Consider the following 21792-nt stretch of genomic DNA (forward strand, 5'->3'; position numbering starts at 1 on the left):
CTGGCGCGTGCTGGTTGGGGCGTTTCGGGTCGGGCGGGCGTGTGCTGGTTGTGGCGGGCATGCGGGGCGTGAGAGGTCGAGCGGGCAAGTGTCGAGCGCGAAGACGCCCCCAGAGGCAGGGGGACGCGGGTGGTCAGGCGCCGGCGATGTGCAGGCCGGTCGTGATGAGGCGCTCCAGCGTCGCCACATGCTCGGGCGAGGGATCCACCAGCGGCGGCCGTACGCCTCCGGCCTCCAGGCCCCGGATCCGCACACCCGCCTTGACCAGCGAGACCGCATAGCCGGGCACGAGGTCGCGCAGCTCGACCAGCGGCAGGTAGAAGTGGGTGAGCAGCCGCTGCACCAGCACCTCGTCCCCGCCCGTCACCGCCTTGTAGAAGGCCAGCGAGATCTCGGGCGCGAAGGCGAACACGGCGCTCGAGTACAGGTTCACCCCGAGCCCTCGATAGGCGGGCACGGTCAGCTCGGCGGTCGGCAGCCCGTTGAAGAACGTGAAGGGCTTGTCGGTCGATTTCCGCACGGTCAGGATGATCCGCTGGAGCAGGTCGAAGTCGCCTAGCCCGTCCTTGAAACCGATGACGTGGGGCACCTGGGCCAGTTCGGCGACGGCCTCGGGGGTGAAGCGGGCGGTGCCGCGCTGGTAGATGATCACGGGGAGGTCGCCGGCCTCGGCGACCTCGCGGGCGTACCGGACCAGGCCGCCCGCGGGACCGGTGACCAGGTAGGGAGGCATGAGCAGCAGCCCGTCGGCGCCCTGGGCGGCCGCAGCCCTGGCGATGGCCTTGGCGGCGGGCAGGGGGCCGCCGGCGCCGCCGAAGACGGGCACGCGCCCCTCGGCGGCCCTGACGGAAACGGCCATGACCCTGGTGTACTCGTCGAGGTCGAGCGCGCTGAACTCGCCGGTGCCGCACGCGGTGAACACTCCTCCCGCCCCGGCCGCGACCCCGGCGGCGACGTGCCGGGCCAGCGCGGGCTCGGCGAGGTCGCCGTCGGCGCCGAAGGGAGTCACCGGGAAGAAGAGAACACCATCTAGCCGCATCAACGGTCCTTTCTAGCGGATGCCCTCCCTGCGAAGGGTGGCAGCCAGCTTGCGGGTGTGTTTGATCACCGCGTCGATGATCTGGTCGACGTCGGCGGGTCCGAGTTCGGCGGGCATGGAGCAGCTGATCGCGTCGGTGGCCGGGATGCGGTAGTCGACCGCGACGGCCACGCAGGCCACGCCGGGCGTGCCCTGCTCGCGTTCGTACGACCAGCCCCGCGTGCGAACCTGGTCGAGTTCGCCGGTCAGTTTGGTCATGTCGGTGATCGTCTGGTGGGTCAGCCCCACCAGCGGCTTCGGCAGGAGTGTCATGACCTCGTCGTCGGTGAGCTGGGCGATCAGCACCTGTCCGAGCGCCGTGACGTGCGCGGGCAGCCGCCGCCCCACGCGGGGGATCACGTGATCGGCGTCGCGTGACTCCCTGGTCGCCAGGTAGAGCACGTGCGCGCCGTCCCGCCGGGCGAAGTGCACGGTCTGCCCGATCTCGTCCCGGAGGTCCTCCAGCGTCTCCTGCGCGTAGGGCAGCGCGGGGTCCTTGTCGAGGTACGCGGTGCCGGTCAGGAGCGCGTGCGGCCCGATCCCGAAGGCCGACCTGGCGGAGTCGGTCTCCACCCAGTTGAGCTCGACCAGCGTCCGCATGAGGGCGTGGAGGCTGCTGCGGGGGAATCCGGTGCGCTGCTGGAGCTCCGACAATGTCATGCTGTGGTGCGAGTCGGCCAGGGCTTCGAGGATGCGTACCGTCCGCTCGGCGGACTTGACCAGCTGGGGCTCCATACTCATCCCATCTCGTATCCTTCGGCGGCTTGAAACATCCAGGATATGGGATACCGTCCATGTATGTGGACGCCTAACCCTTGACCGCGCCGCTGGTCAGGCCACGCATGAACTGCCGCTGGAAAGCCAGGAACGCGATGATCGACGGGAGCAGCGCCAGCAGGGAGGCGGCGAGCAGCACGCCGATCCCCACCTCCTCGTCGGAGCGGAGCGAGCGCAGCGCGATGGGCAGTGTCCACATGTCGGACGCCGGTGCGACGATCAGCGGCAGCAGATACTGGTCCCAGATCATGGTGAAGCCGAAGACGCCGATCACGCCCAGGGCGGGGCGGCACAGCGGCACGATGATCGTGGCGAAGATGCGCAACTCGCCCGCGCCGTCGATGCGCGCGGCCTCCTCCAGCTCGACCGGCACCTCCTTCATGAACTCCGTCATCACGAGAATGGAGAAGCCCCAGGCGCCGACGGGCAGGATCATGCCCGCGTAGGTGCCGATGAGGTTGAGGTTCAGCAGTGGCATGTCGGCCAGGACGAGCGAGAGGGGGATCGCGATGATCTCCTCGGGGAGCATCATCGTGGCGAGCATGAGCAGCATCACGAACGTCATGCCGCGAAACTTCTTGCGCGCCAGGGCGTAGGCGGCGAAGACGCTGACCAGCATCTGCAACAACAGCCCGAAGCCCACGACCACGAACGAGTTGAGCAGGTAGAGATAGACGTTCTTCTCCCCGGCCTGGACGAAGTTCTCCAGGGTGAACTCGTCGGGCCACAGGGAGAAGGACGTCGGGTCGAGGGTCTTGCTGAAGGAGCTCATCAGCAGCGCGACCAGTGGCCCGGTGAAAACCACCACCATAAGGCCATAAATCAGAGTTTTTCCGGCGATGGCCAGGGGGCCCTTGCGCGACTCCAGGCCCAGAGCGCTGTCGAACCTCATGTCGTCTGCCTCCTGCGCAACATCTGCACGACCACCGTGAGCGCCAGCGTGGCGACGAACAACACGATCCCGCCCGCCGAGGCGACGCCCAACTCGTTCTTCTGGAAGCCGAGCTTGTAGATCAGGGTCATGAGCACCTCGGAGGAGCCGTTCGGGCCGCCGTTGGTGAGCACGTACACCTCGACGAACACCCGCAGCCCGCGGATGGCCGCCAGCGTGAAGAGGATCCAGAACACCGGACGCAGCGCCGGCAGCGTGATGTGCCGCAGCCGGTGCCAGGTGGAGGCCCCGTCGACCGCCGCCGCCTCGTAGAGCGTGCGGTCCACGCCGACCAGCCCGGCCAGGAAGATCATCATGTCGTACGGCGTGCCCCGCCAGATGCTCATGATCATGATCGACCAGAGCGAGGAGTCCTCGCTGGCCAGCCAGGGCTGCGGATCGACCCCCGCCCAGCCGATGATGATGTTGAGCATGCCGCTGTCGGCCGGGTGGAACATGATCCGCCAGACCTCGGCCACGGCCGCCATCGTGGTGACGACCGGCAGGAACGCGGCCGTCCTGACGAACCAGAGGTATCGCGCCGGCCCTTCGATGAGCAGCGCGAGACCGAGCCCCAGCACGATCGAGCCGACCGTGGTGCCGAGCGCCAGCACGATGCTGTGCCAGATGGCCGAGGCGAACTCGTCGTCGGAGATGATCGTCTGGTAGTTCTGCAGGCCGACCCATTCGTCACCGAGGAACGTCTGGACCTTGAACAGGCTCTTCCACAGGCCCACGAACATCGGGATGAACTTGAAGTACAGGAAGAGCACCAGAGCGGGCGCCAGGAACAACCACGCGATCACCGGCCCCCGCCACCGCACCGCCCTGGTGCGGCGGTGCGGTGGCGCCGCCGAGCTCCGCGCCGGCGTGAGTGTGGAGGTCATGACGCTTTCTGGCTCTGCAGTTCCTGGGTGAGCTTGGTGTTCAGCTCCTCCATCTTGGCTTTGACGTCGGCGCCGCAGTCGGCCCAGACGGCGTTGATGGAGTCGGCGGAGTCCTGGCGGATCGGGGCCCAGTTGGTCACCGGCGGGGCGTAGACGGCGTGCTCGTACGACTCCTGGAACACCTTCCACCGCGGGTCCTGCCGCTCGGCGGCCATGTCGACCTGGGTGTTGACGGGCAGCCGGACGATGGCGCCGTTGGCGTCCTTGTTCATGCCGATCCGCTGGCCTTCGGCGGAGATGGCGAACTCGGCGAACTTCTTCTGCGCCTCCTGGTTCTCGGAACCGGCCATGAGGTAGACGTTCTCGCCCTCGCCGAGCGTGCCGGGGCCGCCGGACGGGCCCTTGGGCACCGGGACGACCTCGATCTTGTCGGTGCCGATGCTCTCGACGAACCTGGCCAGCACGTAAGGGCCGGTCAGGTAGATGCCGCCCTGTCCCTTCTCGAAGACCTCGTGCGTGACGGTCGTGTCGTTGCTGACCGCGCCGGGGTTGACGGTCTTGGTCGTGCAGAACTGGTCCTGCAGGTACTGGACGGCTTCGACGGTCTTGGGGTCGTTCATCGTGGCGGTGAACGTGCCAGGGCCGTTGGCCTTGACGAAGTCGCCGCCGTTGGCGTAGATCAGCGAGGAGGCGTACCACGAGGCGTAGCCGCGCTTGGTGCCGGCGGGGATGACAAAGCCGCTGGTGTCCTTCTTGCCGTTGCCGTCGGGGTCCTTCTCGGTGAAGGCGGTGGCGAGCTCGGCGAGGTCCTCCCACGTCTCGGGCGGCTCCATGCCGACCTTCTCGCGCCAGTCCTTGCGGATGAACAGCGCGAACGCCTGGCCGGAGAACGGGGCCGCGTAGGTCTTGCCGTCGCTGGCCGTGGCGGCCTTCCACGCCAGCTCCGACACCTGGTCGCCGCCGGCGAGTGAGGCTTTGTCGACCTCCTGGAGCCAGCCCTGCGACTGCATGGTGCCGATCTGGGCGGTGTCGTTGATGACGATGTCGGGAAGCTGCTTCTGCGCCGCCTGCTGGTTCAGCTTGGTCTCGAAGTCGTCGAATATCGCGACGACTTTCGTGGGCGTGCCGCTGGCCTTGGTAAATGCGTCGGCGAGCTTCTGTGCGGTCTTGGCAGAGTCGGAATCAGCCGCTTGCCTGATCCAGATTTCCAAGGTGTTGTCTTCTGAGCTTGATCCCCCGGAGCCGCAGCCTGTCAGCGTTACGGCCAGGGACGCGATGATCGCGGTCCCGAGCAGACGTCGTGACATCAGACCGCCTCCCGTTCACATACGTGGACATGAGTCGTGCACATGGATATGTGCCTGTGACCGTAATCACTCATCCCGTTCACGGTCAATATTCAAGGATGTGAATTTCTGCCAGAATCGTGTACACCAAGGGACATGCGCATTCTGATGACAGGAGCCGCGGGAAAAGTCGGCACGCTGCTCCGCCCGCGACTCGCCCGCGAGGGACGCACGCTGCGGCTCTCCGACCTGCATCCCGTCGAGCCGGGGCCGGGAGAGGAGTGGGTGGCGGCCGATCTCGCCGACCCGGCCGCCATGGCCGAGGCCGTGAAGGGTGTGGACGCGGTGCTCCACATGGGGGGCCAGAGCAGGGAGCGGCCCTGGACCGACATCGTGCGGGCCAACATCGAGGGCATGCACGTGCTGATGGAGGCGGCGCGCAACGAGGGCGTCGAGCACCTCGTGCTCATGGGCAGCCACCACGCGGCGGGATACCACACCAGGCCGGCCGGCGGCGCCGACCTGCCCGACTACGCCTTCCCCCGGCCCGACACCTATTACGGCGTGAGCAAGGTCGTCATGGAGGCGCTGGGAAGCCTCTACCACGACCGGTTCGGCATGAACGTGACCGTGATCAGGCTCGGCACCTGCAACGAGGCATCGGCCGACACGCGCGGGCTGGCCACCTGGATCTCGCCCGACGACCTGACCCGCCTGGTCGAGGCCGGGCTCACCGCGCCCGGCTACCACGTGGTCTGGGGCGTCTCCGACAACACCCGCCGCTGGTGGTCGCTGGAGGAGGCCAAGGCCATCGGGTACGTCTCCCACGACGACTCCGAGGCCCAGGCCGACGCGCTCGTCGCCGAGCAGGGCGAGCCCGACCTGTCGCAGCCGCTGCATGACCGGGCCGGCGGCGTGTTCACGCTCAACGAACTCGGCGGCACCTGGTGAATCCCGCTCAGCCTCAGCAACCGGTTGCAAGAACCTTGACGGCTACTGGCGCGAAGGTCAAGGTTTAGTCTGGCAACCGTTTGCAAGGGAGGACGGCGATGGCGGCGACGATCAAGGACGTGGCCCGCGCGTGCGGCGTCCACGTGTCCACCGTGTCGCGCACGTTCTCCGCACCCCACCTGGTCAACCCCGCCACCCGGAGCCGCGTGCTGGCCGTCGCCGACGACCTCGGCTACCGGCCCAACCGCGCGGCAAGGGCGCTGACCACCGGCCGCACGTTCAACATGGGCCTCATTGTCGCCGACATCGCCAACCCGTTCTTCCCCCCGCTCATCAAGGCCGCCCAGGCGCAGGCCAGGGGGCGTGACTACCACGTGTTCGTGGCCGACACCGACGAGGACCCGCGGGTCGAGGAGGAACTGATCAGGACGTTCACCAAGCAGGTGGACGGTGTCCTGCTGTGCAGCCCCCGGCTGTCGAACCGGATGATCGAGCGCCTGGCCGAGGACGTGCCGTTCGTGGTGGTGAACCGGCGCATCAAGGGCATGACCGCCGTGCTCATGAACGTCGCCCAGGGCGCCAAGCACGCGCTGGAGCACCTCACCGGGCTCGGCCACCGCAGGATCGCCCTCGTGTCCGGCCCGATCGGCTCGTGGACCAGCAACGAGATGCAGGGCGTGGCCGCCGAGGCGCCAGGCCTGGACCTGATCTTCTTCGGCCCCAACCAGCCGACGGAGGCCGGCGGCCTGGCCGTGGCCGCCGACGTGGCCGCCTGCGGGGCGACCGCGGTGCTGGCCTACAACGATCTCGTCGCGCTTGGCCTCATCGAGGGACTGTCGGCGATGGAGATAGGGGTACCAGACCAGGTAAGTGTGATCGGGTTCGACGACATCCTTCCCGGCCGGCTCAACAGGCCCAAGCTGACCACGGTGGCCATGCCGGCGGCGGCGGCCGGGAGGATGGCAGTCGATCTGCTGCTCCAATCGGGGGGCGAGGGCGCGACCGTGACCCTCGACACCGCCCTCATCGTCCGCGAGTCCACGGGAAGGGCCCAGTGAAAATGGTTTTCGGAACGCTGCCGTCAGGCGAGCAGGTCGAGCGCGTGGAGCTGTCATCGGGGCGGTTGCGCGCCGAGGTGCTCACCTACGGCGCCATCCTGCGTTCCCTGGAGGTGTCCGGGGTGAACGTCGTGCTCGGGCTGGACACGCTGGACGACTACCTCACCCGCAGCCGCTACTTCGGCGCCGTCGTCGGCCGCTACGGCAACCGCATCGCGAACGGACGCTTCACCCTGGACGGCGTCGACCATCACCTGCCGATCAACAACGGCGCCCACAGCCTGCACGGCGGCACCGACGGCTTCGACCGCAGGGTGTGGACCGTCGCCGGCCGCACCGACTCGTCGGTGATGCTCGCGCTGACGAGCCCCGACGGTGACCAGGGCTACCCGGGCACGCTGACCGCCACGGTCACGTACACGCTGGCCGACGACGCGATCCGGATCGACTACTCCATGAAGACCGACGCGCCGACCGTGGTCAACCTGACCAATCACTCCTACTTCAACCTCAAGGGCAGCGGCGACGTGCTCGACCACGTCATCCAGATGGAGGCGGAGCACTACCTGCCGGTCGACGAGGGCAAGATCCCCACGGGGGAGCTCGCGCCGGTCAAGGGCACGCCGTTCGACTTCAGCGAGCCGCACGCCGTGGGGGAGCGCTACGACGGCGCGTACGACCACTGCTTCGTGCTCGACGGCGACATCAGGGTGACCGCCGGCGGGCTCACCATGGAGGTCACCACCACGGAGCCCGGCGTGCAGTTCTACAGCGGCAGCATGCTGGACGGCGTGGAGACGCCGTACGGGCCGTTCGCCGGGTTGTGCCTGGAGACCCAGCACTTCCCCGACTCGCCCAACCAGCCGCGCTTCCCCTCCACCGTGCTGCGGCCGGACGAGATCCGCACGTCGTCCACCACCTACCGGTTCGACTGACCGGGCGCGGGGCGGCGGCGGCCCTGCTCACCGGCCCTGATCACCAGCAGGGCCACGTCGTCCTGCGACGGCTCGGAGGCGAACGTCTCGACCACGTGCCGCACCCGTTCGGCCACCGCGTGGGCGCTCAACCCCCGGCACTGCGCGAGCAGCGCGCCCAGCCCGTTGCCGTCGTCCAGCAGCCGGGAGCCGTCGCGCCGCTCGGTCACGCCGTCGGTCACGCACAGGAGCACCTCCTCGGGCGCCAGCTCGAACGTCTCGACGTAGAACCTGGCGCCGGCCTCGATGCCCAGCAGCAGCTGGGGGGTCGCCACCGTCTCGACCGCGCCGTCCGCGCGCAGCACCAGCGGCGGCGGATGCCCCGCCGAGGCGATCGTGCACAACGCGCCGCCCTGCGGGAGCGGGGTCAGCTCGCCGCACAGCAGGCTGAGGAACCTGCCCTCGTCGTCCTCCTCCAGCAGCGCCTGGTTGAGCCGGTCGAAGATGTCGGCCACCGTGTAGTGCTCCTTGGCCAGCAGGCGTACGGCGTGGCGGGCCAGACCGGTCACCGCGGCCGCCTCCGGGCCGCTGCCGCACACGTCGCCCAGCGCGAAGCACCAGTGGTCGCCCACCGTGAACAGGTCGTAGAAGTCGCCGCCGACGTCCGCGCCCTCTTCGGCGGGCTCGTAGACGACGGCGCTCTCCAGGCCGGGCATGGGCGCCACGCGCATCGGCAGCAGGCTGCGCTGCAGCACCCGCGACGTGGTGGCCTGCCGGGCGTAGAGCATCGCGGTGTGCAGGTTGAGGGCCACCAGGCGGCACAGGTCGGCCAGCAGGTCGGCCACCTCCAGCGGCAGCGTCGGCTCCGCGCGGCCGATCACCAGCGCGCCGTGCGACCTGCCCTGGGTGAGCAGCGGGAACGCCAGCACCGCCTCAGGACCGGCGGGCCAGCTCACCTCGTCGAGCGCGGTGCGGGGGATGGCGGGCAACGACTTGCGCAGGTCGGCGTTGTGGTGTTCCTCGCTGTGCCAGACGTGGGCGAGCCTGGTCATGCCCGCGAGGTCGGTCAGGTAGACGGCCGCCCAGGTCGCGATCTTGGGGACGACGAGCTGCGCGGTCAGCGCCGCGATGAGCTCCTCGTCGTGCACGCCCGCCAGCAGCTCGCCCGCCTCGGCCAGGAATGACAGCCGGCCCCGGTGCGCGCGGTCCTGCTCGGCCAGCCGCGCGCGCTGCACCTGCATCGCGACCTGGTCGGCGATGTGCTGCAGGCTCACCGTGAGCTCCTGGTCGAAGTGGCCGGGCTGCTGCGCCGTCACGGCGAGGTAGCCGGTCACCTCGCCGGCGAGGAGCAGCGGCGCGCACGCCAGCGAGCGGGCGCGCAGCTGGTCGGCCAGCTCGACGTCACCGGCCAGCAGGTCCTCGATCATCGTGGGCGTCTTGCGCTCGGCGCCGAACACGCCGGTGGCCAGCACCCCCACCAGCCCCGCCGTCGCGCCCGCGCCCGCCGCCACGCCGAACCTGCTGCCGCCCTCCGTGGGAAGCAACACGTACGCGGCGTCGCCGCCGCTGGACATCTGCACGATCCCGGCGATCGTGTCGAGCAGCTCCGGGAACGGCATGTCCTGGTCGAGGAGGTCCTTGATACGCCGGCCCGCCTCCCTGCGCGGCGCGGGCGGCGGCGTCAGGACGTAGCGGTGGTCGCCCGCCACCACCATCCAGATCGACCGGCGATCCCGCGCACGCCCGTCGGTGCGCAGGTGGGAGACGTAGACGGGCACCAGCCTGCCGTCGGCGTGCCGCATGCGCGCCTCGCCCCGCCAGCGGCCCAGGCCGAGCGTGTCGGTCAGCGACAGCGCGTACGGGCCGTGGCCGCGCCAGGCCACCAGATCGGCCAGCGGGCGGCCGACCGCCTGCTCGGGACGCCAGCCGAGCAGCTGCCGGGCCTCGGAGTTCCACGACCGCACCAGCCCGTCGCCGTCGGTGACCACCACGCCGACGTGCAGGGTGTCGACGGCGGCGGGGGCAGGGACCGGCGGGCCGGTCCCGGTCTCCTGCCCGTCGCCGCCGTCCGCGAGCTCGAGGCGCACCCAGACGCGCTTGGCGGTCCTCGTGTACGTGACGCCCCAGGCGTCGGCCAGCATGCCCGCGAGCGCGAGGCCACGGCCGGACGGCCGCACCTCGTCCGTGAGGGTCACTGCGGGCATGACGCCGGCCTCGTCGATCGTCCGCTCGGGCAGATGGTCGTCGACTTCGATCTCCAGCTTCGCCGGGCCGGTGTCCGCGTCGAGACGGCACGTCAGCTCGATCCCGGTGCCCGCGTGCACGACGGCGTTGGTGACGAGCTCGCTGGTCAGCAGCACGGCGTCCTCGGCGAGGTGGCTCAGCTGCCACTCGCCCAGGACCTGACGGACGAACTTGCGCGCGTGGGCCGGAGCATGGGGCGTGCCGTCGAAGGCCGTGCTCGACACCCGGGTCGTGTCCACTCTGCGTCCTAGAACATCACTCGATGTGGCACCTTGGTCACTCACAGAGTGGCAGACCGGAGGCGTCGCCACCTCCGGTTGTCGATGATCCCCATGCGAGGGAACGACTCTGCCGGCTTTGAGGTGCCGGAATGTCACGACACCGGCGCGTCTCCGCGCGTTCCGCGGTGTCTCCGACGTACCTTTGGCATCATGGCCACCCGTACGCCGAAAAGCGCATCGAAGGGGCCGGCGAAGCGGTCGACCTCGTCTCGCTCGACCTCCGCCAAGCGCGGGGGCTCGTCGGCGGGACGGTCCAGGGCTAAGGGATCCGCCACCGGCCGCAAGCCTTCCGCGACCCACCAGGACCCGATCAGCTGGGTCTTCACGATGATCGGCAAGCTGATCGTCGGGTTGTGGATGCTGGTCGCCAACGGCATCGGCAGCACCGCCCGCGCGCTGGGCAAGAACGCCCGCGAGCTCGATCCGGCGCACCGGCGCGACGGGGTGGGGCTGGCGGTGCTCGCGGCCGCCATCGTGGTCGCGGCCATGACGTGGCGCAACTCCGACGGCGCGGTCTCCGGCGTGGTGAACGCGGCCGCGCGCGGCGTGTTCGGCTCGCTGGCCTGGGCGCTGCCGCTGCTGCTCGGCCTGCTGGCCTGGCGCTACCTGCGCCATCCCGACCAGAACGCCGACACCGGGCGCATGGTGATCGGGTGGGCCGCCCTCCTGATCGGCGTGCTCGGCGTCATCCACGTGGCCAACGGCACCCCCTATCCGGCGGGCGAGGGCCAGGGCATGGACAAGGTGTCGCAGGCCGGGGGCATGGTCGGGTTCATCGTGGCGGCGCCGCCGATGAGCATCCTGCCGCCGTGGATCACGATCCCGCTGCTGCTGATCCTGTCGGGGTTCGGCGTGCTGGTGATCACCGCCACCCCCGTGCACCGCGTTCCCGAGCGGCTGGCCGAGCTCAAACACCTGCTGTTCGAGCGGCAGGCCGACGCCGAGCCCAAGGGTTCCACGTCCAGGACGCCCGCCAGGAAGCGGTCCAAGCCCAAGAAGGCGGAGGACGGCGAGGGCGACCTCGTCAAGCCGTACGACACGCCCGTGCTGGCCGAGAAGGACAAGCACACCGACCACTCCCCGGAGATCGTGCCGGGCCTGACGGATGAGGAGCCGGCGCCCGCGCCCGACCTGGAACGCAAGCCGGAGCCTCCCGAGCCGACGCCGGCGCCGCGCAAGGTGGAGCAGCTCGTGCTGTCGCCGCAGGCGGGTCCTTACAGCCTGCCCGACCTGCAGCACCTCAAGCCGGGCACGGCGCCGAAACCGCAGACCAAGGCCAACACGACCGTGGTCAACGCGTTGACCAGCGTGCTGGAGCAGTTCGGCATCGACGCGCAGGTCATCGGGTTCACCCGGGGGCCGACCGTGACCCGCTACGAGATCGAGCTGGGGCCCGCGGTCAAGGTGGAGAAGGTCACGGCGCTCACCAAGAACATCGCGTACGCCGTTAAATCTGCAGATGTCAGGATTTTGTCCCCTATCCCCGGCAAGTCGGCGATCGGGGTGGAGATCCCGAACGCCGACAAGGACCTGGTGGCGCTGGGCGACGTGCTGCGCTCGCAGGTGGCGCAGGCCGACCACCACCCGATGATCGTCGGCCTGGGCAAAGACGTCGAGGGCCGTACCATCGTCGCCAACCTCGCCAAGATGCCCCACCTGCTCATCGCGGGCGCGACCGGCGCCGGCAAGTCGGTCTGCGTCAACGGGCTGATCACCAGCGTCCTGATGCGGGCCACGCCCGACGAGGTGCGCATGGTGCTGGTCGACCCCAAGCGGGTCGAGCTGAGCGTCTACGAGGGCATCCCCCACCTCATCACGCCGATCATCACCAACCCGAAGAAGGCCGCCGAAGCCCTCGAATGGGTGGTCGGCGAGATGGACCGGCGCTACGACGACCTGGCCGCGTCGGGGTTCCGGCACGTCGACGAGTTCAACAAGGCCGTGCGGGCGGGCAAGTTGCAGCCGCCTCCGGGGAGCGAGCGGGTCTACCAGCCCTACCCGTACCTGCTGGTGATCGTGGACGAGCTGGCCGACCTGATGATGGTGGCCCCGCGCGACGTCGAGGACTCGATCGTGCGCATCACCCAGCTCGCCCGCGCGGCGGGCATCCACCTGGTGATCGCCACGCAGCGGCCGTCGGTCGACGTGGTCACCGGCCTCATCAAGGCGAACGTGCCGTCCAGGCTGGCGTTCGCGGTGTCGAGCCTCACCGACTCGCGGGTCATCCTCGACCAGCCCGGCGCCGACAAGCTGGTCGGCCAGGGTGACGCGCTGTTCCTGCCGATGGGCGCGAGCAAGCCGATCCGCATCCAGAACGCGTTCGTCTCGGAGAAGGAGATCGCCGAGGTCGTCGCGTACTGCAAGGCGCAGATGCAGGCCGAATACCGCGAGGACGTCGCCGCGGCGCCGGTCAAGCGGGAGATCGACGAGGACATCGGCGACGACCTCGACCTGCTGATCCAGGCCGCCGAGCTGATCGTCACCACCCAGTTCGGCTCCACCTCGATGTTGCAGCGCAAGCTGCGCGTCGGGTTCGCCAAGGCCGGGCGGCTGATGGACCTGCTCGAGAGCCGCAACGTGGTCGGCCCGAGCGAAGGATCCAAGGCGCGGGAAGTGCTGGTGAAACCGGATGATCTGCCGGGATTGCTGGCCGACCTGCGTGGCGAATGACCCCAATGCGTGCATGCCCAGCGGTAACTGGTTGAATATGAACCACTACGCAACGTCGTGGTGGTTAGTCCAGGCGCCATGGGGAGGCGTTCGCTGTGCAGGATCAGAGCATCGGGGCCGTGCTGACGGCCGCAAGGCAGTCAGCTGGGTTGACGGTCGCGCAGGTCAGCGCGGCCACCAATATTCGCGAGACGATCATCCATCGCATGGAGCAGGATGACTACGGCCAATGCGGCGGTGACTTCTACGCCAGGGGGCACATCAGGGCCGTGGCCCAGGCGGTCGGGCTCGACCCCGAGTCCACCGTCCACCTCTTCGACCAGCAGCACGGCGGCGCGCCCGAGCCGGTGGCCGCGTCGGCCGTGTTCCAGGCCGACCGCAAGATCAACCTGCCGGAGCGGCGGGGGCCCAACTGGACGGCGGCGCTGGGGGTGGCGCTGGCGATCGTGATGGTGTTCGGCCTGATGCGGGTGCTGGGGGACGCGAGCGACCAGGTGCGCACGGCCGACGTGCGCGCGGCGTCGGCCAAGCCCAGCGTTCCGCCCAACACGCCCATCACCGAGACGCCGCGCGTCAGGGCCGCCAAGAAGGGCATGGTGACGCTCCGGATCAAAGCCATTCGGTCGTCGTACGTGAACGTGCGCGACGCCGAGGGCCGCAAGCTGTTCGCGGGGACGCTGAAAGCAGGAAAGACGTCGACCTGGCGGTCCGAGGGCAAGGTGAACGTGCTGATCGCCGACGCGGGGGCCGTGTCGGTGCAGGTCAACGGCAAGAAAGTGACAGGGCTCGGCGACACGGGGGAGACGGTGCGGCGTTCGTTCGGCCCGCCGAAAACCCAGGCGCGATAGTCACGCGTGAGTCACCTGGGGGAGCCAGTGCATCGGGTGGTGGCCAACTCCCGATACCGTAGTGTTCACCATGTCATCCCGCCGAACCGCATCGCTGATCACTCTGGGCTGCGCGCGCAACGAGGTCGACTCCGAGGAGCTGGCCGCGCGACTCGAGGCTGCCGGTTGGCAGCTGGGCGACGACGACCCCGACGTCGTCGTCGTCAACACCTGTGGCTTCATCGAGTCGGCCAAGAAAGACTCCATCGACACGCTGCTGGCCGCCGCCGACTCCGGTGCGAAGGTGGTGGCGGCGGGCTGCATGGCCGAGCGCTACGGAGGCGAGCTGGCCGACGCGCTGCCCGAGGCCAGCGCGGTGATCTCTTTCGACGACTACGCCGAGATCGGCGACCGCCTCGACGACGTGGTCGCCGGCCGGTCGCTCAAGCCGCACACACCACGCGACCGCCGCACCCTGCTACCCATCTCGCCGGTGGACCGTGCCAGCGCGCCCAGGGCCAACATCCCCGGCCACGGCGACCTGCCCGCGGGCCTGGCGCCCGCGAGCGGCCCGCGCGTGCTGCGCAAGCGGCTCGACGAGAGCCCTGTCGGCTCGCTCAAGCTGGCCTCCGGTTGTGACCGGCACTGCACGTTCTGCGCCATCCCCGCCTTCCGCGGCTCCTACGTCTCGCGCAAGCCGGAGGACCTGCTGGCCGAGGCCGACTGGCTGGCCCACCGGGGCGTGCGCGAGCTCGTCCTGGTCAGCGAGAACTCCACGTCCTACGGCAAGGATCTGGGCGACCTGCGGGCGCTGGAGAAGCTGCTGCCCGAGCTCGCGGCCGTCGAGGGCGTCGAGCGGGTGCGGGTCAGCTATCTCCAGCCGGCGGAGCTCCGTCCCGGCCTGATCGACGTGATCACCGGCACCGACGGCGTCGCCGCCTACTTCGACCTGTCCTTCCAGCACGCCAGCGGCTCCGTCCTGCGCCGCATGCGCCGCTTCGGCGATCCCCAGCGCTTCCTCGGGCTGCTGGAGACCATCCGTGAGCGCGCCCCTGAGGCGGGTGTGCGCTCCAACTTCATCGTGGGCTTCCCCGGCGAGACCGAGGAGGAGTTCGGCGAGCTGGTCGCCTTCCTGGAGGCCGCCAGGCTCGACGTGATCGGCGTGTTCGGCTATTCCGACGAAGACGGCACCGAGGCGGCCGAGCTGCCGGGCAAGCTTCCCCAGGAGGTCGTCGACGAGCGCGTGCGGGCGCTCACCGAGCTGGCCGAGGAGCTGACCGCGCAACGCGCCGAGGAGCGCATCGGCACCGAGGTCGACGTGCTGATCGACGACGACCTCGGCGACGGCGGCTACGAGGGCCGGGCCGCCCACCAGGGCCCCGAGGTCGACGGCTCGGTCACGGTGCAGGGCATCGGCCTGGTCCGGGGAGAGATCGTGCGCGCGGTCGTGGTCGACGCCGAGGGGGTCGATCTGATCGCGCGCATCAAGGCCAGTCCATGAAAAGGGACGAGCGCCGCGTGGTAAGCCCGTGGAACATCGCCAACGTCCTCACGGTCCTCCGGTTGGTGCTCGTCCCCTTCTTCGTCGTCTGCCTGTTCCTGCCGGGCACGGGCTGGCGGATCGCCGCGCTGGCGGTCTTCGCGGTCGCTTCGATCACCGACCATCTCGACGGCGAGCTGGCCCGGCGCTACGGTCTCATCACCGACTTCGGCAAGATCGCCGACCCGATCGCCGACAAGGCGCTCACCGGCGCGGCCCTGGTGTGCCTGTCGATCCTCGGCGAGCTGCCGTGGTGGGTCACGGTCGTGATCCTCGGCAGGGAGCTGGGCATCACGGCGCTCAGGTTCGTGCTGCTGCGGCACGCCGTCATCCCGGCCAGCTACGGTGGCAAGGTCAAGACCGTGCTGCAGATCGCCGCCATCGTGCTCTATCTGCTGCCGTTCGTGCCCGATCCCGTCCGATGGGTGGTGATGGGGGCGGCGGTGGTCGTCACGGTGGGCACGGGCGTCGACTATGTCGTCAGGGCGATCCGGCTGCGCACGGTGGCCGAGCGAGCGCGCGGGGAGTGATCGACCGATGGCGGACGCGGCCGAGGTCCTGAGATTGCTGGTGGCCCAGAATGCCACGGTCGCCGTGGCCGAGTCGCTGACCGGCGGGCTCATCGGGGCCACCATCACGGCCGTCTCGGGCGCCTCAGAGGCGTTCGTGGGCGGGGTGATCTCCTACGCCACCGATCTCAAGCGGGAGTTGCTGGGCGTGCCCGGCGATCTGCTGCGCCGTGAGGGGGCCGTGCATCCGGAGGTGGCAGCGGCTATGGCGGCGGGGGTCGCGAGGGTGTGCGGGGCCACGTACGGGGTGGCGGTGACCGGGGTGGCGGGGCCCGAGCCCCAGGACGGGCGGCCCGTCGGCACCGTCCACGTGGCCGTGTGCGGGCCCGGCGGGCAGATTTCGGCCCGGACGTTGACCCTGCGGGGGTCGCGCGAACGTATCAGGGTAGAGACGGTGGACGAGGCGGTTGATCTCCTGGCAGGTGTGCTGAAGGCGAACATAGGGGAACATTCCGGGTGATTACTGTGTTACGTCCCGAGCGAACATCCGACGCACGGTCTGACGCTGTGTCGGTGGATACGGGTACGGTGGAGCTGTGAGTGAGGTCCGTGAGCCAACTGCAAGCACCGAGCGCCCGGCAGGCGGGCCCGATGAGTCGAGCGACGCGCCACGAGCGGCGGTCCCTGGCCGGCCGCGCCCAGTGATGACGGCGAGGAGTATGTACGAAGCGAAGAAGACCAATGTTCGGCACGAACCGATCGCGCGGGGCGTGGTGAAGACATCCGCGCCGGGGAGGGAGCGACAGATGATTCTGCTGCGTCAGCTGCTCGGCGACGTGCTGAGGCGGTTGCGGGTGCGGCAGGGACGCACGCTGCGCGAGGTGTCCACCCTCGCACGTGTTTCGCTCGGCTACTTGTCCGAGGTGGAGCGCGGGCAGAAGGAGGCCTCGTCCGAGCTGCTCGCATCCATTTGCGGCGCACTCGGCGTGCCCCTTTCGCAGGTGTTGCGTGAAGTTTCCGATCAGTTCGCGCTGGCGGAGCTCCAGGCTGCCCCCGTGCTTGCCGACGTGCCCGAGCACGAGCGTCTGCCCCTGTCGGAGTCGGTCCCCGGATCGATCCCCGAGTCCGTGTTCCCCGAAGTCAAGGACATGGTGGCCGCCTAACGCGGTTGGCAGCCGGCACACCACAGGATCAGCCGTTCCTGTGGGCCTGTCCCCATTTCCCCGCGGCTGATGCGGGTGCCGCATCGGCGACAGGGCCTCCCCGCCCTGCCGTAGACCCATGTCCGGTTCGCCGGGCGGCGGTCGCCTGTGGTCACCGTGCCCGCAGGAGATCGATGATGCGCGTTGGCGGCCATGATCCGCTGCGCCAGTGACACGAGCCCTTCCAGATCCTCGACCTCCCCGACCGTTCGCCACGGCCAGATCCCGCGCAGGAACAGGGTCTCGGCTCGATAGATCGTGCCTATCCCGGCCAGGTTGCGCTGATCGAGCAGCGCCTCCCCGATGGGTCTGCCGGGCTCCGCTCGCAGTCTCCGTGCGGCCTCATCCGGATCCCAGTCGGGCCCCAGCAGGTCCGGGCCGAGGTGCCCGACCAGACGTGCCTCCTCATCCGTCCTGACGAGATCCACCATGCCGAGCCTGAGCCCCACAGCCTGCCAGCGCTCGTTGGCCAGAACCAGCCTGACCAGGTCGCCGGGCGGGGTGCGCCGCCCCGCCGGTGTCACCACCCAGCTCCCGTCCATCCTCAGGTGGGTGTGCACGGTCAGGTCGCCCTCCACGCGGGTGAGCAGGTGCTTGCCCCGCGACACCGTGGTGACGACGGCGCGCCCGGTCAGGTCGGCGGTGGCGTGCCTGGGCACGCGGAAGTCCGACCTGGTGAGCACGTGCCCGTCCAGGGCGCCTCGCAGGCGGCCGGCCGTACGATGGACGGCATCTCCTTCAGGCATCCTTCCAGTCTAGGAAGCGTTCGTTCCGCGCCCTCGGTGACCATAATGAAGATCGGGGAGCGGACGTGTCAGGAGGCTGACTGCGGCATGCCAGAGATCTCGGGTTTACGCGACGGCGACCCCACCGAGGTGGCCGGTCACCGGGTGACCGGACGGCTGGGCTCCGGCGTCTACGCCGGGCGCGCGCCCACCGGCGAGGCCGTGCTCATCCGGCTGCTGCCGGCGGAGCTGGATCCCACCCCCTTCCTGCACGCGATGGAGCCCCTGCGCGGGGTCGCCGCGGTCAGCACCGCGCAGGTCCTGTCGACGGGAGTGCTCGATGACCGGGCGTACGTCGTCAGCGAGTTCGTCGACGGCCCGGCGCTGCAGGAGGCCGGCGGCGGGCTCGACGGCGTGGCGCTGCACCGGCTGGCGGCCGGCACGATCACCGCGCTGGTCGCGATCCACCAGGAGGGGTTCGTCCACGGGGACATCAGCCCGGCCAACGTGCGGCTCGGCCCCGACGGGCCACGGGTGATCAATCTGGGCCTCGAGCGCGCCCTGGCGGAGGCGGCGACCGCCACCCGCACGGTCGGGGTTCCCGCCTACACCGCTCCCGAGCGGCTGCGCGGTGCCGAGGGCGGTCCGCCCGCCGACGTGTTCTCCTGGGCGGCGACCATGGTGTTCGCCGTCACGGGGGCGTCGCCGTTCGAGGGCGGTTCGATGGCGGCGACCGTCGACCGCATCACCGGCGGCGAGCCTGATCTGCCCGACCTCGGCGAGCTGCACGGGCTGATCGCCGCGTGCCTGGCCAAGGAACCGGCGGCCCGGCCCACGGCCAGCGAGGCGCTGCTGCGCCTGGTCGGGCAGACGTCGTTCCTCACCGGACAGGTCGAGGCGGCCGGCGTCGCGGAGCCACCCAAGGCGCGCCCGCGCGTGCTCGCGCTGGTGGCCGCGTTCGCCGCCGGGGCGCTGGTCTCGGGGATCGGCGTCTACGCCCTGGTGGACACCGGCACGCCCGTGCGGGGCGTGGCCGCCACCAGCTCACCCGGCGGGCCCGCCGCGCAGCCCACGGTCAGCGCGTCGGCCACGGTCGCCCCGCTGGAGGAGGTCGAGAAGAAGGCGGCGACCGACACCGAGCTGCCGACCATCGGAGCCACCCTGCACGAGCATCCCAGCGATCCGGTGCGCGCCGCGTCCTACCTGGAGGCCAAGGGGAAGTTCACGGCCTACGTCAGGGAGCGTGGGGGCGCCTTCAAGGCGGTGGGGACGGCCGAGGAGCCAGCCCTAGCGCCCGGCGGCGACTGGGTGGCGCTCAACCCCTTTCTGAAGTTCCAGAACTCCGAGATGGACCACGTCAAGCTGACCAGGTTGTCCACAGGTGAGTCGTTCGTCGTCACCACAGTCAAGAAACCGCTGCAGACCATGACTCCCGTGTGGTCCAGAGACGGCGCCCGGGTGCTCATGTCGGTCATCGACGCCGGCGAGCCGCGCAGGGTCGTGGGTTTCGTGGTCGTCGACCTGGCCACGAGGAAGGCGGTGCACGTCGAGACCGAGTACTTCGACGACGCGGCGTTCAGCTTCACCTTCACGCCGGACGGCTCGATCGCCAGGGGATACGGCGACGGCAAGCGTCACGGCATCGAATACTTTGACATGTCAGGCCAGGTCACCAAGACGTTGCACTGGGTGGGCGCGCCCCGCGACCGCGACTGGTTCTCCCCGTCCGGCAAGAGCTTCGTCACCTTCTGCCCCAGCGAGAAGGAGATCTGCGTGTGGAACTCCGCGACGGGCGCGCGCCAGGCGACGGTGCCCGTCAAGGCCGAGGAATCGAGCCTGCTCGGCTGGTTCACCGACAAGCACCTCCTGATCCAGGAGCCGGGCAAGAAGGGGGCCGCCACCGTCAAGGTCGTGGACCTCCTCGGCACGACCCAGCGCGTGCTGGCCGACGTCGAGCCCGGGAGCGGCCTCCTCCGGTTCGCCCGCTTCCCCGGTCGATGAAGGCGCTGGTCGCGGGCGACCCCCGCGAAGTAGGCGGTCACCGCATCGTGGGCCGGCTGGGGGAGGGCGGCCAGGGCGTGGTCTACCTCGGCGAGTCGCCCGAGGGAAGGCGGGTCGCGGTCAAGCTGCTCGGGCCGGGGCTCGACGATCCCGGCGCGCTCGATCGTTTCCGGCAGGAGGCGGGGTACGCGCGCCGGGTCAAGGCGTTCTGCACGGCTCAGGTGCTGGCCGGCGGCGAGAGCGGTGGCCTGCCGTACGTGGTCAGCGAGTTCGTCGACGGGCCCTCGCTGGCCCAGGTGATCCAGGAACGCGGCCCGTTGCGCGGGGCGGAGCTGCGCAGGCTCGCCATCGGGACGCTGACCGCGCTGGCCGCCATCCACCAGGCCGGCGTCGTGCACCGCGACTTCAAGCCCGGCAACGTGCTGCTCAGCAGGGACGGCCCTCGGGTGATCGACTTCGGCATCTCCCGCGCCGTGGAGGAGCTGGAGCACGACGGCGACGTCATCGAGGGCACGCCTCCGTACATGGCTCCGGAGCAGTTCGGCGGGGGTGCCGCGGGAGCGCCGGCCGACATGTTCGCCTGGGCCTCGACCATGGTGGCCACCGCGACGGGACGCCCGCCCTTCGGCACGGGCCCGCTGCCGGCGCTCATCCACCGCATCACACGGGCCGAGCCCGCTCTGGGAGAGCTTGAGGGCGCGCTGCGCGAGCTGGCGGTGCGATGCCTGGCCAAGGACCCCGGCGAGCGGCCGACGGCCACGCAGGCGCTGCTCACGCTGCTCGGGCACCGCGTGCCTGAGCGGCGGCTGCTGGCGGAAGGGCGGCAGTCGGCGGCGCCGCCCTCCCTCCGTCCGGGACGGCCGCCCGTCACAGCGGTGGTCACGGTGGCGGTCGCAGTTGCGGTCGCGGTCGCTGTCACGGCCGCGGTGCTGCTCACCCGGCCGTCACCCCCTCCCGTCACGTCCGCCGGGCTCCCGCCGGCGCCGAGGTCCGGGCCGATGCCGCCCACCTCGGTGTCGGAGCTCGAGCTCCCGGACACCGGCATCACCGTTCACGAGAACCCCGCCGATCCCGTGTGGGTCTCCTCCTACCACGACCATCGCAAGGGGCGGACGGGGTCGTACGTGCGCGATCCGGCCACGCGGCGCTTCGCCTTCTTCGGCAGCCTGGAGGAGCCGATCGTCTCGCCGGGCGGCGGCTACGTGGCCTCCCTGTCCTCGATACGGCTCCAGCGGACGGACTTCGAGACCATCCGGCTGCGCGAGGTGGCCACCGGCCGCGACCGTGACCTGCGCACCGTCGACAAGCCCGCCACGCTGTTCTGGCCGGCCTGGTCCCCTGACGGGCGGCGGCTGCTCGCGACCGTCGTCGAGCCGGGCGAGCCGGCCAGGGCCGTGGGGTTCGCGGTCGTGGACCCGGTGGCCGGCACGGTCAGGGTCACGCGGGTGGCGGTCGCGGGTCAGCCGAGGTACGCGTGGGGCGCGGACGCCAGGAGCGTGGTGTACGGGGCGCCGGGCGGGGTCGTGAAGGTGCTGGCCCTGGACGGCAAGGAGCTGCGGGCCTTTCCCGACGTGGGCGAGGTGGCGGCGGGCGGAGTGGCGCGTATGAGCCTCGGGGCGGTGTTTGCCACGAAGTGCCCGGACAATACGCGAAATATTTGCTTCTGGGATGAAGCGAGCGGCGACAGGAAGGGCGTCGCCCGGCTGCCGGAGGGCGGGAGCTTCAACGGCTGGATGGACGGGCGGCACTTCCTGGCGACCGTGCCCGGCGGCGGCGGGAACACCGACGTCGTCCTGATGGACGCCACGGGCCGGCCCGTCCGCACGCTGGCCGACGGCCCGGCCGCCGAGCTGGACGACGTCGCGCTCTGGTTCACCCGTAAATCCCCGTGACGAATGACCCGTTGCCGAT

19 protein-coding genes are annotated in these 21792 nt (G+C 70.2%); 11 read left to right on the forward strand and 8 right to left on the reverse strand.

The window, feature by feature from the left end; all coding sequences use genetic code 11:
- Positions 1–133: 133 nt before the first annotated feature.
- The 5 genes from ABGB14_RS00995 to ABGB14_RS01015 all read right to left on the reverse strand — a co-directional run bounded on the left by ABGB14_RS00995 (position 134) and on the right by ABGB14_RS01015 (position 4884).
- Complete coding sequence (locus ABGB14_RS00995) at positions 134–1039, reverse strand: 5-dehydro-4-deoxyglucarate dehydratase (protein WP_347641581.1); 906 nt, start codon at positions 1037–1039, stop codon at positions 134–136.
- A gap of 12 nt (positions 1040–1051) precedes the next feature.
- Entirely contained in the window at positions 1052–1819 is a 768-nt protein-coding gene (locus ABGB14_RS01000; protein ID WP_347641582.1) for an IclR family transcriptional regulator, read from the reverse strand.
- A 67-nt stretch (positions 1820–1886) separates the two neighbouring features.
- Positions 1887–2747: a carbohydrate ABC transporter permease gene (locus ABGB14_RS01005; RefSeq protein WP_132596086.1), complete on the reverse strand. Its 861-nt coding sequence runs from the start codon at positions 2745–2747 to the stop codon at positions 1887–1889.
- On the reverse strand, positions 2744–3673 hold the full coding sequence (locus ABGB14_RS01010) for a sugar ABC transporter permease (RefSeq protein WP_347641583.1): 930 nt from the start codon (positions 3671–3673) through the stop codon (positions 2744–2746). Before ABGB14_RS01010 ends, ABGB14_RS01005 begins: the two co-directional genes overlap by 4 nt.
- A complete protein-coding gene (locus ABGB14_RS01015) occupies positions 3670–4884 on the reverse strand; it encodes a sugar ABC transporter substrate-binding protein (protein WP_347641584.1) in 1215 nt (404 codons plus the stop codon). The genes ABGB14_RS01010 and ABGB14_RS01015 overlap by 4 nt, the downstream gene beginning before the upstream one ends.
- Before the next feature lie 231 nt (positions 4885–5115).
- On the opposite strand from ABGB14_RS01015, the gene ABGB14_RS01020 reads away from it, so the two are divergent.
- The 3 genes from ABGB14_RS01020 (at position 5116) to ABGB14_RS01030 (ending at position 7903) form a co-directional block, all read left to right on the forward strand.
- Complete coding sequence (locus ABGB14_RS01020; protein WP_347641585.1) at positions 5116–5910, forward strand: NAD(P)-dependent oxidoreductase; 795 nt, start codon at positions 5116–5118, stop codon at positions 5908–5910.
- A gap of 98 nt (positions 5911–6008) precedes the next feature.
- Entirely contained in the window at positions 6009–6968 is a 960-nt protein-coding gene (locus ABGB14_RS01025; RefSeq protein ID WP_347641586.1) for a LacI family DNA-binding transcriptional regulator, read from the forward strand.
- Positions 6969–6970: 2 nt separating this feature from the next.
- Positions 6971–7903, forward strand: a complete 933-nt coding sequence (locus ABGB14_RS01030) for an aldose epimerase family protein (RefSeq protein ID WP_347641587.1) — start codon at positions 6971–6973, stop codon at positions 7901–7903.
- Here the strand turns inward: ABGB14_RS01030 and ABGB14_RS01035 are convergent.
- Both ABGB14_RS01035 and ABGB14_RS01040 read right to left on the reverse strand, forming a co-directional pair.
- The gene (locus ABGB14_RS01035; protein ID WP_347641588.1) at positions 7888–10365 is read right to left on the reverse strand and encodes a SpoIIE family protein phosphatase; all 2478 of its coding nucleotides are present in this window, start codon (positions 10363–10365) and stop codon (positions 7888–7890) included. The two genes, ABGB14_RS01030 and ABGB14_RS01035, sit on opposite strands and share 16 nt — an antisense overlap.
- Before the next feature lie 134 nt (positions 10366–10499).
- Positions 10500–10745: a hypothetical protein gene (locus ABGB14_RS01040; protein WP_347641589.1), complete on the reverse strand. Its 246-nt coding sequence runs from the start codon at positions 10743–10745 to the stop codon at positions 10500–10502.
- On the opposite strand from ABGB14_RS01040, the gene ABGB14_RS01045 reads away from it, so the two are divergent.
- From ABGB14_RS01045 to ABGB14_RS01070, 6 genes are all read left to right on the forward strand, one after another.
- Positions 10735–13077, forward strand: coding sequence for a DNA translocase FtsK (locus ABGB14_RS01045; RefSeq protein WP_347641590.1), 2343 nt, complete (start codon positions 10735–10737; stop codon positions 13075–13077). The genes ABGB14_RS01040 and ABGB14_RS01045 overlap by 11 nt on opposite strands.
- 119 nt (positions 13078–13196) lie before the next feature.
- Positions 13197–13925, forward strand: coding sequence for a RodZ domain-containing protein (locus ABGB14_RS01050; RefSeq protein WP_347641591.1), 729 nt, complete (start codon positions 13197–13199; stop codon positions 13923–13925).
- A 70-nt stretch (positions 13926–13995) separates the two neighbouring features.
- Positions 13996–15405, forward strand: coding sequence for a 30S ribosomal protein S12 methylthiotransferase RimO (rimO, locus tag ABGB14_RS01055; protein WP_347641592.1), 1410 nt, complete (start codon positions 13996–13998; stop codon positions 15403–15405).
- Entirely contained in the window at positions 15402–15974 is a 573-nt protein-coding gene (gene pgsA, locus ABGB14_RS01060; protein WP_347641593.1) for a CDP-diacylglycerol--glycerol-3-phosphate 3-phosphatidyltransferase, read from the forward strand. The genes rimO and pgsA overlap by 4 nt, the downstream gene beginning before the upstream one ends.
- Before the next feature lie 7 nt (positions 15975–15981).
- The gene (locus ABGB14_RS01065; protein WP_347641594.1) at positions 15982–16473 is read left to right on the forward strand and encodes a CinA family protein; all 492 of its coding nucleotides are present in this window, start codon (positions 15982–15984) and stop codon (positions 16471–16473) included.
- 286 nt (positions 16474–16759) lie between these two features.
- Positions 16760–17116, forward strand: coding sequence for a helix-turn-helix transcriptional regulator (locus ABGB14_RS01070; protein WP_132333609.1), 357 nt, complete (start codon positions 16760–16762; stop codon positions 17114–17116).
- On the opposite strand, the gene ABGB14_RS01075 is transcribed toward ABGB14_RS01070, so the two are convergent.
- Positions 17113–17901 carry a DNA-formamidopyrimidine glycosylase family protein gene (locus ABGB14_RS01075; protein ID WP_347641595.1) on the reverse strand — a complete coding sequence of 263 codons (789 nt, stop codon included), beginning with the start codon at positions 17899–17901 and terminating at the stop codon, positions 17113–17115. The genes ABGB14_RS01070 and ABGB14_RS01075 overlap by 4 nt on opposite strands.
- Positions 17902–17988: 87 nt before the next feature.
- Between ABGB14_RS01075 and ABGB14_RS01080 the strand changes: the two genes are divergently transcribed.
- Entirely contained in the window at positions 17989–19881 is a 1893-nt protein-coding gene (locus tag ABGB14_RS01080; RefSeq protein WP_347641596.1) for a serine/threonine-protein kinase, read from the forward strand.
- Positions 19878–21773 (forward strand): protein kinase, encoded by a 1896-nt coding sequence (locus tag ABGB14_RS01085; RefSeq protein WP_347641597.1) that lies wholly within the window; start codon positions 19878–19880, stop codon positions 21771–21773. Before ABGB14_RS01080 ends, ABGB14_RS01085 begins: the two co-directional genes overlap by 4 nt.
- Positions 21774–21792: the final 19 nt, after the last annotated feature.

Origin of the sequence: Nonomuraea sp. B10E15, from assembly GCF_039871615.1 — a bacterium.
In the GTDB taxonomy this organism is placed as follows: Bacteria; Actinomycetota; Actinomycetes; order Streptosporangiales; family Streptosporangiaceae; genus Nonomuraea.